This window comes from Serratia sp. (in: enterobacteria), assembly GCF_046715635.1.
In the GTDB taxonomy this organism is placed as follows: domain Bacteria; phylum Pseudomonadota; class Gammaproteobacteria; order Enterobacterales; family Enterobacteriaceae; genus Chania.
This window is the reverse complement of record NZ_JBKJYW010000370.1, coordinates 1-13083: the sequence shown is the minus strand read 5'-3', so window position 1 is coordinate 13083 and position 13083 is coordinate 1. Positions and strand designations below refer to the sequence as shown.

The window sequence follows — 13083 nt, the reverse complement described above, 5'->3', positions numbered from 1 at the left end:
AACAACGTCAGAATACGATGTCGCACAAAGCCTCCTTGTGTTAACCCACAACCAGGTTAAGCAATTTGCCTGGAACATAGATCACTTTACGTACCGTGACCCCTTCCAGATATTTGGCCACCAGATGCTCCTGGGTGGCGCGCTCACGCACTTGGTCTTCGGTAGCATCGGCTGGCACGGTCACTTTTGCCCGTACCTTGCCGTTAACCTGTACCACTACCAGCTTGGAATCTTCCACCATGGCGGCAACGTCAGCCACCGGCCATGGCGCAGTGTCCACGTCGCCTTCAGCATTCAACGCCTGCCACAGGGTGAAACAGACGTGTGGCGTGAATGGATACAGCATACGCACCACGGCCAGCAAGGCTTCTTGCAGCAGAGCGCGATCCTGCTCGCTTTCCTGCGGTGCACGGCCCAGCTTGTTCATCAGCTCCATCACGGCGGCAATGGCGGTGTTGAAGGTCTGGCGGCGGCCGATATCGTCGGTCACTTTGGCGATGGTTTTATGCACGTCGCGGCGCAGGGCTTTCTGATCTTCATTGAGCGCGCTAACATTCAGTGGCTGAACGGCTCCTTGCTCAACGTGGTCGTAAGCCAGCTTCCAGACGCGCTTCAGGAAGCGGTTAGCCCCTTCAACGCCAGATTCTTGCCATTCCAGCGTCATTTCTGCCGGGGAAGCAAACATCATAAACAGACGCACGGTATCCGCGCCGTATTTCTCTACCATCACCTGCGGGTCGATGCCATTGTTTTTCGACTTCGACATTTTGCTCATGCCAGCATAGACCAGTTCGCGGCCTTCTGGATCGGTCGCTTTGACAATGCGGCCCTTCTCGTCACGTTCGACGGTGGCATCAACCGGAGATACCCAGACGCGCTCGCCGCTGGTGCCGGTGTAGTAGAAGGCATCGGCCAACACCATGCCTTGGCACAGCAGGCGTTTGGCGGGCTCGTCTGAATCTACCAGGCCAGCGTCGCGCATCAGCTTGTGGAAGAAGCGGAAATACATCAGGTGCATGATGGCGTGTTCGATCCCGCCGACATATTGATCGACCGGCAGCCAGTAGTTGGCCGCCGCCGGATCCAGCATGCCTTTATCGTACTGCGGGCAGGTGTAGCGCGCGTAGTACCAGGAAGACTCCATAAAGGTGTCGAAGGTGTCGGTTTCACGCAGCGCTGGCTGGCCGTTAACGGTGGTTTTTGCCCACTCGGGATCGGCTTTGATCGGGCTGGTGATGCCATCCATCACGACATCTTCCGGCAGGATCACCGGCAGTTGATCTTCTGGCGTTGGCATTACGGTGCCGTCTTCCAGGGTGACCATTGGGATTGGAGCACCCCAGTAGCGCTGGCGGGAGACGCCCCAGTCGCGCAGACGGTAGTTCACCTTGCGCTGGCCGACGCCTTTGGCCACCAACTTGTCGGCGATGGCGTTAAAGCCTGCCAGGTGATCCAGGCCGTCGAACTCACCGGAGTTGAACAGCGTGCCTTTTTCGGTCATCGCTTCGGCGCTGACGTCTGGCTTGCTGCCGTCCAGGTTCAAAATGACCGGTTTGATCTGCAGATCGTATTTGGTGGCGAATTCCCAGTCACGCTGATCGTGGCCAGGGACGGCCATTACCGCGCCGGTGCCGTATTCCATCAGGACGAAGTTGGCTACCCAGATTGGCAGCTTCTCACCGCTCAACGGATGAATGGCAAACAGGCCGGTGGCCATGCCTTTCTTCTCCATAGTGGCCATTTCGGCTTCGGCAACCTTGGTGTTGCGGCATTCGTCGATGAAGTCTGTCAGCGCCGGGTTGTTGACCGCGCCCTGCTGTGCCAGCGGGTGACCTGCGGCAACGGCCACATAGGTCGCACCCATAAAGGTGTCCGGGCGGGTGGTGTAAACGGTGACTTTCTCAGCGCTGTCGGCAACGTCGAAGGTGATTTCTACCCCTTCGGAACGGCCAATCCAGTTGCGCTGCATGGTTTTCACCTGCTCTGGCCAGCTTTCCAGCGTGTCCAGATCGTTGAGCAACTGATCGGCGTAATCGGTGATTTTAATAAACCACTGTGGGATCTCTTTACGCTCAACCTTGGTATCACAACGCCAGCAGCAGCCGTCGATAACCTGTTCATTGGCCAGTACGGTCAGATCGTGTGGGCACCAGTTCACCGCCGAGGTCTTCTTGTAGACCATGCCTTTTTCATACAGCTTGGTGAAGAACCACTGTTCCCAACGGTAGTAGTCAGGATCGCAGGTGGCGATCTCGCGGTCCCAGTCATAGCCGAAGCCCAGCAGTTTTAGCTGGTTCTTCATATATTCGATGTTGTCGTAGGTCCAAGGGGCCGGTGCGGTTTTGTTTTTTACCGCCGCGCCTTCAGCCGGCAAGCCAAACGCATCCCAGCCAATCGGCTGTAGCACGTTTTTGCCCAGCATACGCTGGTAGCGGGAGATCACGTCGCCAATGGTGTAGTTCCGAACATGACCCATGTGCAGACGACCAGAAGGGTAGGGCAGCATGGATAGGCAGTAATACTTTTCCTTGCTGGCGTCTTCGGTAACCTTGAAAGTTTGCTTCTCTTGCCAGTGAAGCTGTACGTTCGATTCTATCTCTTCGGGGCGGTATTGCTCTTGCATGGCGGCCGATGGTCCTGTAGGTGTGTAACAGCTACATCCGTAGCATTCTGTGAGTATCTATAGATCTGCATAGCATAGCTGATAAGACCTGCCAGCAACAACACCAAGCGGCCCGACTCGACGTATTAAAAAAATATCTATGCCATGATGTGACTCACAATCTGCCAAAACCTCACCTAGCCAAGCCACATCAGTGATTTACGACTAAAATAATAACGAGTAGTTTTGGGGAGAAGTCCTGTCGCAGTAGACCATCTAGGAGAAGCTATGAACAAGGTTGCTCAGTATTACCGCGAGTTGGTGACGTCGCTGACCGAACGTTTGAAGAACGGTGAACGTGACATTGACCAATTGGTCGCCAGCGCCGAGAAACGCTTGAACGAGGTGGAGGAGCTCAGCCGTACGGAAGTGGAGCAGTTGACCCGGGCAGTACGCCGCGATCTGGAAGAGTTTGCCCGCAGTTATGAAGAGAGCCGGGATGAGTTCACCGACAGCGTGTTTATGCGCGTAATTAAGGAAAGCCTGTGGCAGGAACTGGCGGATATCACCGATAAAACCCAGTTGGAGTGGCGTGAGGTGTTTAAAGATGTCAGCCATCACGGCGTCTACCACAGCGGCGAGGTGGTCGGGCTGGGTAATCTGGTGTGTGAGAAATGCCATCACCATCTGGCTTTCTATACCCCGGAAGTGCTGCCGCTGTGCCCGAAGTGTGGTCACGATCAGTTCCAACGCCGGCCGTTTGAGCCTTAATGCGATTTCCCCTCATGTTGCATGAGGGGAATTTACAGCTTATTGAGAAAGCATCACTGGCAGTGCGTTTCTTTGGTGTCGTTTTGTACCAAAGCCACCGCATCTTCTGTCAGGGCGATATTGGTGCCGTCAGCCAGACACAATATCGCATTGGAGAGTTCAGTATCCCCTTTTGCAAAGTCCATAACGGCAGTAGCGCTAGCTTTTTCACCCTCTAACGTAACCAGATAGTGCTCGCAACCATCCTGACACTGTGGCAGGGCCGAAAACTGACTCAGACCGAGTTCTTCCACGGTTACTTCGCCTAGATGTTCTTTGACAATACTGTTTTGGTTAAAAGCTAGTGTGGCATCCTGCTTAAGTTCATACCGGACCCAAAAGAACAGTGCAGCGGCCACAATAACGACGGCTAGCAAGCCGATCAGTAACTTGCGAAAATATCCTTTCATTCGTCTCTCCCTGTATCATTGTGGCGGCATTGTCTTGTTTTATCGGACAAAAGTAAACCAGTCCGGGGTTATTGCTCTGTGTCGAGATAAAGCCTTGGCGGTTGATATGGGGCAACGCCTGGATGTTGGCCGGTTTACCCACGGTGAGTAGCTGATTGTGACGGTACTACCGCTGGGGATTATGCAGAACGCCGACACGCCGTAAACCCGTCCATGGGGGCTCGCAATCGCGCATCCGTGCGCTCAACGGTCGGCTAACCTGCATAATCCCCACCTGCCAGAGGCCTCGGCGTAGCGGTAAAAAGTGAGTTCGGAGTTGTGCTCAGTTGCAGGTGTTAGTTTGTTACAGGACCGATGTAGATAACGTAGTTGAGGATGTGGCACGTTCTGTCCCCTCACCCCAACCCTCTCCCAAAGGGCGAGGGAGCTGTCCGGAGCGCTTGGTTGGTTCGTGCTGCTTCGGGAAGTAGGGAGTAAAGGTATTACGCAGAAAAATCAGCGAGTCCTCTTATCCAAGGTGCGTCACCGTATTTTCAGTCCCGCTCGATCGGTTCCCTCTCCCTGTGGGAGAGGGTTAGGGTGAGGGGTCATTTAATAACGTGAAACACACTCAACCATCAGATCGATAAAGCCTTGGCGGTTGATATGGGTCAACACCTCGACGTTGGCCGGTTTGCCATTCTGGCCAAACTCATCCACCACCGTCATGCCGACGGTGTATTGACCTTGGGTCTCCACACCAACCCATAGCTCGCTGCTTTCAAACAGCTCCGGGGCCAGCAGCCAGGCGATAGTACAAGGGTCGTGCATGGCGGCACCAGGTAGGCCACGCGGGTGGCTGAGGTACAACGGCAGGTAGAAATCGAGCATGCTGGCTACCGCTGCCGCTACTGGATTATTAATGCTGCGGATGCGCTCGATATCCTGTGGTAACACCAATGCCTGATGGGTGACGTTCAACCCGGCCATGGTCAATGGTACGCCGGATTGCAGCACGATTTCGGCCGCTTCCGGATCGACGTAGATATTGAATTCGGCCACCGGCGTGGTGTTGCCAGCGTTCAGCCCACCGCCCATAAACACGATGCGTTCAATCTTGCTTTTCAACTCGGCGTGCTGTGAGAGTAGCAAGGCAATATTGGTCATCGGGCCGGTGACCACCAGCGTAATCGGCTGTGGGCTGGTACGCAGCAGATCGGCAATCAACTCGACCGCAGTTTGTTTTGCTGGCAGGAAATCCGGTGCTGGCAGATGGGTGTTGCCCATACCGGTATCACCGTGCACGTAATCGGCAATGACCAGATCGCGCATCAAGGGCTTGGCGGCACCGCCAGCAACCGGGACATCTTGCCGTTGCATTAGCGTCAGCAGGCCAAGGGCGTTATGCAGGGTTTTTTGCGGTGTTTGGTTACCGGCGGAAGTGGTGACGGCTTTAACATCTAACGTCGGGGCACGTAGCGCCATGGCAAGGGCAATCGCGTCATCAAGGCCTGGATCACAATCGATAATAATAGGGCGGGACATCACTTTCTCCTTCAGCGTTATCATTATGCTTTGAGGATCGGGGGAAAGTGCGAAACAAACAAGCACTATTGATGCGCCCTGGGGGTCAGGGCGCATCTGGTACATCAATGCAGAATTTTGGCCAGGAAGTCTTTGGCTCGTTCTGACTGCGGGTTGTTGAAGAAGTCATCTTTATTGGTGTCTTCCACAATCTTCCCTTCATCCATAAAGATCACCCGATGGGCCACCTTACGGGCAAAGCCCATTTCGTGGGTCACCACCATCATGGTCATCCCTTCCTGTGCCAGTTTGACCATCACGTCCAGCACTTCGTTGATCATTTCCGGATCGAGCGCCGAGGTGGGTTCATCAAACAGCATGGCGATCGGATCCATACACAGCGCACGGGCAATTGCCACGCGCTGCTGTTGGCCACCAGAGAGCTGCCCTGGGAACTTTTCGGCATGTGCCGACAGCCCCACGCGCTCTAATAGCTTCAGGGCTTTATCGCGAGAGGCGGCCTTGTCGCGCTTGAGGACTTTAACCTGCGCCAGCGTCAGGTTTTCAATGATCGACAGGTGAGGGAACAGCTCGAAATGCTGGAACACCATCCCCACTTTGGAGCGTAGCTGCGCCAAGTTGGTGCTCTTGTTGTTGACCTGAATACCGTTAACCTCGATATCGCCTTTCTGGATTGGCTCGAGCCCGTTGACGGTTTTAATCAGGGTCGATTTGCCTGAACCGGAAGGACCGCAGACCACCACCACTTCGCCTTTTTTGACTTCGGTGGTGCAGTCGGTCAGAACCTGAAAGTGACCGTACCACTTAGAAACATTTTTCAGGGATATCATCAAACAGTCCTTTTCTTCAAATAGCTTACCAGCGCCGAGGCGGCGAGACTGATAACAAAATAGACCAAACCGGCGAACAGGATCATTTCCACCTGCGTACCGTCACGCTCACCTATGGTTGACGCGGTGCGGAAGAAGTCGGCCAGGCTTAGTACGTACACCAGCGAGGTATCCTGGAACAACACGATCCCCTGGGTCAGCAGCAGTGGCACCATGGCGCGGAACGCTTGCGGCAAGATCACCAGCCGCATCGATTGCCACTGGGTCATGCCCAACGCCAGCGAGGCAGAGGACTGACCGCGTGACACGCTTTCAATGCCTGCACGGATAATTTCCGAGTAGTACGCGGCTTCAAACAGCGAAAAGGCTACCATAGCCGAGATAAGTCGAATATCGGTTTTCGGTGACAGCCCAAGAACTTGTTGTAATAAGCTTGGAACCACCAGATAGAACCAGAGCAGCACCATCACCAGCGGTACGGAGCGGAACAGGTTGACGTACAGCGCCGCAAACCAGCTGATCGGCTTGATCGGCGACAGGCGCATCACCGCCAGAACGGTGCCCCAGAGGATACCGAACACAATAGCCGTCACGGTGATTTTCAGCGTGACGACCAGCCCTTGCAGCAGATACGGGAAGCTTGGGACAATCGATCCCCAATCAAATTGGTACATTATTTACTCCCCATATGGCCAGGTAACTGCACTTTCTTCTCGACAATACGCATAAACAACATGATGACGACGTTGATAGCGACATAGGCGAGGGTGATGGCAGTAAAGGATTCATAGGCGTGTGCGGAGTAATCCAGCAGCTTACCGGCCTGAGCGGCCATATCCACCAGCCCGATGGTTGAGGCGATAGCGGAGTTTTTTACCAGGTTGAGCATTTCCGAGGTCATCGGCGGCACAATCACCCGATAGGCGTTGGGCAGCAGCACATAGCGATAGGTTTGTGGCAGCGTCAGGCCCATTGCCAGCCCGGCCGCCTGCTGGCCGCGGGGCAGGGATTGGATTGCGGCACGCACCTGCTCGCAAACGCGCGCAGCGGTAAACAACCCAAGGCACAGCATGGAAGAAACAAAGAATTGTACGTTGGGATCGAGCTCGCTCTTGAACCACATGCCGATATCGGCTGGCAGCAGCTCCGGCATCACCAGATACCAGGTAAAGAATTGCACGATTAGCGGCACGTTACGGAACAGTTCGACGTAACAGGTGCCTAGTGAGGAGAGAAAACGGTTGGGTACGGTGCGTAAGATACCGAACAGTGAACCGACAAAGAAGGCAATAATCCATGCACAGACGGAGAGGGCGACCGTAACCTGAAAGCCGGACCAGATCCAGCCAAGGTAGGTGGTATTTCCAAACGGGGCCTGCTGCAGAAAGATACCCCAGTTCCAATCTATTGACATAACGAACTCCGGCAAACAGGTGCAAAACACCTTACAAACCTTACAACTTGATGACCGTTGGCATACCCGGCAGGCTGGTTTTTAGCGGGTTCCCCTGAGTCGTGTCAGGGAAGAATGCGGGAGGGGAACGGCCTCCCGCATACCTGTCTGTCCTATTACAGTCATCTACAGCAGCCAGCTTGGCTGGCTTGATCTTTTTATTAGTTCAATGCTTTGTCGTTTGGTTCTTTAAACAGCTGCTTCATGTCGTCGGACAATTCGAAGTTCATGTTGAGGTTTTTCGGTGGGATTGGCTGTTTGAACCAGACCTCAAACCATTTGGCAGCCTGGCCAGAGGTCTGAGCTTGAGCGATAGTTTCATCCACCAGTTTTTTGAACTCTGGATCGTCTTTACGCATCATGCAGCCGTAGGCTTCTTTGGACTGCGGAGTGGCAATGATTTCCCACTGATCCGGCTGTTTGGCCTTGGCGCGTTCGCCTGCCAGCAGGGCATCATCCATCATAAACGCCACCGCACGGCCACTTTCCAGGGTGCGGAAGGAATCGCCGTGGTCTTTAGCACTGATGATGCGCATTTTCATCTGATCTTTATCGTTCAGCTTGTTGAGCAACACTTCGGAAGTGGTGCCTGAAGTGACGACCACGGCCTTACCGGCCAGATCTTTAAAGTCTTTGATGTCGGAGCCTTTCTTGACCAGCAGACGGGTACCGACGACGAAGATGGTATCAGAGAAGGCTGCCTGTTTCTGGCGCTCGAGGTTGTTGGTGGTGGAGCCACACTCAAAATCGAAGGTGCCGTTTTGCAACAGCGGAATGCGGTTTTGCGAGGTGATCGGCAGCATTTTCACCTGCAGATTAGGCTCGTTCAATTTCTTCTTGATGGCATCAACGATTTGGTTGGAATAGTCCTGGGAGTAACCCACAACTTTCTGCTGATTATCGTAGTAGGAGAACGGAACTGAGGATTCACGGTGGCCAACAACAATCACGCCGTTATCTTTGATTTTCTTCAGCGTACCGGTCAGTTCTTCCGCATGGGCTACGCTACTCGCCATCCCGATCAGCAGTAACGATAACGCCAATTTGCGCATTTGCATGGTCCAACTCCTGTGCTGTTGTGATTGCCCGCACTCAGGGAGGGCGGGTTAATACGGCTGAGCTATAAAGATAGTCCTAATGCCGATTTACGATAGAAAATAACCGATTGTGAACAAGATGAAACTAAATTGTTTCATTTTTTGCGACATCACGCGCACCAAATGAATGCAATAAACCCCTGATGCACCACTGGGGTGCGAGACTTGCGCTGGCGTTGTGCACGGTTGCGACAAGATGTCAGTTAAAGTAAATCAGCAACGTTCTACAGGGTAATTAAAGCAAGGAGCATGCCAGAAACATCAGAAGGGAAGGGCAACAAGAAATGAAGAGGGCACGGTAAGGCACCGTGCCCAAAGAGAACTTATCTGCGGCGCCAGCTAATGAGCAGCGCGATACCACCCAGCAGCACGGTGATGATCCACACTGGCGCAGAGCCAAAGCGGGCATACGGCGTGATGCCGGTAGTTGGGGTAACCTTCACTTCCAGCACTTTGCGGGTGAACTGTGGGATGGAGGCCAACACTTCGCCGGTTGGGCCAACGGCGGCGGTGATGCCGTTATTGGTGCTACGCAGCAACGGCCTGCCCAGCTCCAATGAACGCATACGCGCCATCTGGAAGTGCTGCCATGGGCCGATGGAGTGGCCGAACCAGGCATCGTTGGACACGGTCAGCAGGAAGTTGGTATCTGAACGGAAGTTATCGCGTACCTGCTGGCCCAGCACGATTTCATAGCAGATGGCTGCCGTCAGGTTATAACCGCGTACGCTGAGCTGTGGTTGCACATAATTACCACGGCTGAACGAGGACATCGGCAGGTCGAATAACGGAGCCAACGGGCGCAGCAGCGTTTCCAACGGCACAAACTCACCAAAGGGCACCAGGTGATGTTTGTCATAGCGATTGGCTGCCGGGTAGCTATAAGGCTGTTCCTCGCCAAGCACGATCACGCTGTTGAAGAACTGCGTACCTTGCTGCGTAGCGCGAGCGTCCACGATACCGGTGATGAGGCTGCTGTTCTTGGCGCGCATCAGATCGTCCATCATGGTCAGGAAACCGTTCTGATTGCTCTCTACATCGGGAATGGCGGACTCTGGCCAGATGATGATCGGCGCTTTGCCCATCAACGGGCGGCTCTCATCCAGATAGGTTTGCAGCGTACTGAGCAGCGCCTTCGGATCCCACTTCATCGACTGCTCGATATTGCCCTGCACCATGGCGACGTTCACCGCTTTATCTGGCTGCGGCGTAAACCAATGGATCTGCCGCAGCGGCCACGGCAGCAACAGCATGGCGATAGCAATGACCGCCGGAGTGATGCGCCGCTGATTGAGGGCAAATACCAGCAGACCACTGAGGGACATCAGGATCAGCGTGATTGCATCCACGCCGAGCAATGGTGCAATACCTTTCAGCGGACCGTCGATCTGGGTATAACCGAATTGCAGCCAGGGGAAACCGCTCAGCACCCAACCGCGCAGGAACTCGGTCAGTTGCCACAGGGCCGGAGCGGCGATAGCCAGCCGCCACCAGGTGGTACGTGGCCAGATCCGTGTCAGCAAACCGGCGAACAGCCCGGTATACAGGGAAAGATAGGCGGCCAGCAGCACGACCAGGAAAATATTGATGGCAAACGGCATCCCGCCGAAATCGGCAATGCTGACGTAAACCCAGTTCACGCCGCTACCGAACAGCCCCATGCCCCAGTAGAAACCGAGCAGAGCGGATTGTTTGGTGGTGCGGTTGAGGGTCACGGCCAACAGGCCGAACAGCGAGACAATGGCCGCAGGCCAGATATCGTAAGGGGAGAAGGCCAGCGTGCCACAGGCACCGGTCAAAAGCGCCAGCAGGGCGCGAACCCGCTGGCGATCTAGTAATGAGGCTTTAGCCATGGGTAAGTTATTCTTCCAGTTTCGGTTGCGGGGCATCGTCCGGAATTTTGACATGAACCTGGATGATACGTCGACTGTCGGCCATCGCAACTTTAAAGAGGTAACCTTCGATTTCAATGGTTTCCCCCCGTGCTGGCAGGTGGCCGAAGGCTTGCATCACCAGGCCGCCGATGGTGTCCACCTCATCGTCGCTGAAGTGGGTGCCGAAGATGTCGTTGAAGTCTTCGATCGGTGCCAGCGCCCGCACGGTGAACGTGTGGCGGCTCAGTTGGCGAACGTCACGATCTTCCTCATCGTCATATTCGTCTTCAATTTCCCCGACAATCAGCTCCAGAATGTCTTCGATGGTCACCAGGCCAGAGACGCCGCCGAATTCATCAATGACAATCGCCATGTGATAGCGCTGGGAGCGGAACTCCTTCAGCATCCGGTCTACCCGCTTGCTTTCCGGTACCACCACGGCGGTACGCAGCACCTTGTCGATGCTGAACGGCTCGGAGTCTGCGCGCATAAACGGCAGCAGGTCCTTGGCCATCAGAATGCCTTCGATGTGATCTTTATCTTCGCTGATCACCGGGAAGCGCGAGTGGGCGGATTCGATAATCACGTCCAGGCACTCTTCCAGCGTTTGGTTACGCTTGAGCGTCACCATCTGGGAGCGCGGGATCATGATGTCGCGCACGCGCTGCTCGGCGATATCCATCACGCCTTCCAGCATGTCACGGGTATCGGGATCGATCAGGTCGTTTTGCTCGGAATCACGGATCAGCTCTACCAGATCGCCACGGTTTTTGGGTTCACCGTGGAACAGCTGGTTAAGGATAAGAGTAAAGAACCCCTTCTTGGGACTGGGGCTGTCATTGCTTTGTGAATGGTCGTCGCTCATGGCGTTTTAGTTAATATCACTCTATTGAGTTATCAAAATTAGCGACAGCCCCAATCGGGGCTGCGGGGTGCTCAGCTAACATCAGGTGGGATCTTTTTCCGCGAGGTAAGGGTCCGGGTAACCCATCTCCTGCATAATCTCGGTTTCCAAAGATTCCATTTCTTCAGCTTCATCGTCTTCGATGTGGTCATACCCTAGCAGATGAAGGCTACCGTGAACAACCATATGCGCCCAGTGTGCCTCCAGCGCTTTCTGTTGCTCAACCGCTTCCTGTTCAACCACTTGACGGCAAATAATCAAATCACCCAACAGCGGCAGTTCGATTTCCGGCGGGGCCTCGAACGGGAATGATAACACGTTGGTGGGCTTGTCTTTACCACGATAGGTCAGATTCAGCTCATTGCTTTCTGCCTCATCCACCAAGCGGATGGTGACTTCGGCTTCTTCCTGAAACTGTGGCAATACCCCTTCCAGCCAGCGCTGGAAGGTGGCTTCATCCGGTAATCCTTCACTGCTGGCGCAGGCAATTTGTAAATCCAGAATAACCTGGCTCATGGTGTTTCCTGTTCAGAGGCAACCGGTGCCTCACGTCTGCGTTGTTCGGCGATGGCGTCTTTGCGTTGTTGTTCGGCGGCTTCCCAGGCTTCATAGGCGACCACCACACGGGCCACTACCGGGTGGCGTACCACGTCTTCGCTGTGGAAGAAGTTAAAGCTGATCTCTTCCACTTCAGACAGCACTTCCACCGCGTGGCGCAGGCCGGATTTCTGATTACGTGGCAGGTCGATCTGGGTCACGTCGCCGGTGATCACCGCTTTTGAGTTGAAACCGATACGCGTCAGGAACATCTTCATCTGTTCGATGGTAGTGTTCTGGCTTTCATCGAGAATGATAAAAGCGTCATTCAGCGTACGGCCACGCATGTAGGCCAGCGGCGCAACTTCGATCACGTTACGCTCGATCAGCTTTTCCACGCGCTCGAAGCCCAGCATTTCAAACAGGGCGTCATACAGCGGGCGCAGATACGGATCGACTTTCTGGCTCAGATCCCCCGGCAGGAAGCCCAGCTTCTCGCCAGCTTCAACCGCCGGGCGGGTCAGCAGGATACGCCGGATTTCCTGGCGCTCCAGTGCATCTACCGCAGCCGCAACCGCCAGATAGGTTTTACCGGTACCCGCCGGGCCAACGCCAAAGGTGATGTCATGGGCGAAAATATTGGCGATGTATTGCGCCTGATTAGGCGTGCGGGGCTTCACCATGCCGCGCTTGGTCTTGATGGTGACCGATTTACCGTAATCCGGCACGCTGTCTGCCACCTGCTCCAGCACCCGGCTCTCTTTGATGGCCAGGTGGATCTGTTCCGGATCGATATCTGGGGTCACGCCACGGATCGGCGCGGTATCCACATACAGATGGCGCAGAATATCGGCGGCGGCAACCACGCACAGGTTTTTACCGACCAGCTTGAAACGGTTGTCACGGCGGTTGATTTCAATCCCCAGCCGACGTTCGAGTTGTTTGATGTTGTCATCAAACGGGCCGCACAGGCTCAACAGGCGTTGGTTGTCTGCGGGCTCCAACAGGATTTCTTGTGTTGCGACGTTCAAACGATTCCTCA

At 54.7% G+C, this 13083-nt stretch carries 12 protein-coding genes; 1 reads left to right on the top strand and 11 read right to left on the bottom strand.

The genetic code is table 11. The features are described 5' to 3' along the window. Positions 1-40 precede the first annotated feature (40 nt). Positions 41-2623, bottom strand: coding sequence for a leucine--tRNA ligase (gene leuS / locus ACLQ7H_RS19360; RefSeq protein ID WP_411754069.1), 2583 nt, complete (start codon positions 2621-2623; stop codon positions 41-43). A gap of 267 nt (positions 2624-2890) precedes the next feature. Between leuS and ACLQ7H_RS19355 the strand changes: the two genes are divergently transcribed. Beyond that, positions 2891-3373 (top strand): zinc ribbon-containing protein, encoded by a 483-nt coding sequence (locus ACLQ7H_RS19355; RefSeq protein WP_411754068.1) that lies wholly within the window; start codon positions 2891-2893, stop codon positions 3371-3373. A 53-nt stretch (positions 3374-3426) separates the two neighbouring features. Here the strand turns inward: ACLQ7H_RS19355 and ACLQ7H_RS19350 are convergent, their stop codons facing one another. From ACLQ7H_RS19350 to ACLQ7H_RS19305, 10 genes are all read right to left on the bottom strand, one after another. Further along, positions 3427-3822: a hypothetical protein gene (locus ACLQ7H_RS19350; protein ID WP_411754067.1), complete on the bottom strand. Its 396-nt coding sequence runs from the start codon at positions 3820-3822 to the stop codon at positions 3427-3429. A gap of 591 nt (positions 3823-4413) precedes the next feature. After that, positions 4414-5346 (bottom strand): pyrimidine-specific ribonucleoside hydrolase RihA, encoded by a 933-nt coding sequence (rihA, locus tag ACLQ7H_RS19345; protein ID WP_411754066.1) that lies wholly within the window; start codon positions 5344-5346, stop codon positions 4414-4416. A 104-nt stretch (positions 5347-5450) separates the two neighbouring features. Further along, positions 5451-6176, bottom strand: coding sequence for an amino acid ABC transporter ATP-binding protein (locus tag ACLQ7H_RS19340; protein WP_021179998.1), 726 nt, complete (start codon positions 6174-6176; stop codon positions 5451-5453). Next, entirely contained in the window at positions 6176-6850 is a 675-nt protein-coding gene (gltK, locus tag ACLQ7H_RS19335) for a glutamate/aspartate ABC transporter permease GltK (RefSeq protein WP_021805327.1), read from the bottom strand. Before gltK ends, ACLQ7H_RS19340 begins: the two co-directional genes overlap by 1 nt. Further along, complete coding sequence (locus ACLQ7H_RS19330; RefSeq protein ID WP_411754065.1) at positions 6850-7590, bottom strand: amino acid ABC transporter permease; 741 nt, start codon at positions 7588-7590, stop codon at positions 6850-6852. The genes gltK and ACLQ7H_RS19330 overlap by 1 nt, the downstream gene beginning before the upstream one ends. A 200-nt stretch (positions 7591-7790) precedes the next feature. Continuing rightward, positions 7791-8687: an amino acid ABC transporter substrate-binding protein gene (locus tag ACLQ7H_RS19325; protein WP_141131608.1), complete on the bottom strand. Its 897-nt coding sequence runs from the start codon at positions 8685-8687 to the stop codon at positions 7791-7793. Between the two features lie 362 nt (positions 8688-9049). Beyond that, entirely contained in the window at positions 9050-10579 is a 1530-nt protein-coding gene (lnt, locus tag ACLQ7H_RS19320) for an apolipoprotein N-acyltransferase (RefSeq protein WP_411754064.1), read from the bottom strand. Between the two features lie 7 nt (positions 10580-10586). Beyond that, entirely contained in the window at positions 10587-11465 is an 879-nt protein-coding gene (gene corC / locus ACLQ7H_RS19315) for a CNNM family magnesium/cobalt transport protein CorC (protein ID WP_411754063.1), read from the bottom strand. An 81-nt stretch (positions 11466-11546) separates the two neighbouring features. Then, the gene (gene ybeY, locus ACLQ7H_RS19310; RefSeq protein WP_025123434.1) at positions 11547-12020 is read right to left on the bottom strand and encodes an rRNA maturation RNase YbeY; all 474 of its coding nucleotides are present in this window, start codon (positions 12018-12020) and stop codon (positions 11547-11549) included. Further along, positions 12017-13083, bottom strand: a 1067-nt coding sequence (locus tag ACLQ7H_RS19305; RefSeq protein ID WP_411754062.1) for a PhoH family protein, incomplete at its 5' end; no start/stop codon positions are given. The genes ybeY and ACLQ7H_RS19305, both read right to left, overlap by 4 nt.